The organism is Paraburkholderia sp. SIMBA_054 (assembly GCF_046534875.1).
GTDB classification, from domain to species: domain Bacteria; phylum Pseudomonadota; class Gammaproteobacteria; order Burkholderiales; family Burkholderiaceae; genus Paraburkholderia; species Paraburkholderia hospita.
On sequence record NZ_JAWRXV010001304.1, the window covers coordinates 1 to 251 of the forward strand.

Genomic DNA, 251 nt, shown 5'->3' on the forward strand with positions numbered 1-251 from the left:
CCCATCCATGCGAGACCAAACTGGGGATCCAACTCGGCCGCATGTTCGTAGAAGGAAGCCGCCCCCGCGTATTCACCCTGGACATAGCTCTTTTGACCGAGCGAATAGGACCGTAGCGCGTCGAGACTGGATGTTGTCGCGACAGAAAGTGGCTTGGAATCCTCATCGATCGACGTGGCACGCTCACCGAGTCGACTGCGGAGCTGACCAACAACATCATCCACTGACGCAATGGCGGAGCCCACCCCACG

1 protein-coding gene is annotated in these 251 nt (G+C 59.0%); it reads right to left on the reverse strand.

Annotated features, from left to right (window positions below; translation table 11 throughout):
* A partial coding sequence (locus SB822_RS59320) for a tetratricopeptide repeat protein (protein ID WP_410859404.1) occupies positions 1-224 on the reverse strand: 224 nt, incomplete at its 3' end.
* Positions 225-251: the final 27 nt, after the last annotated feature.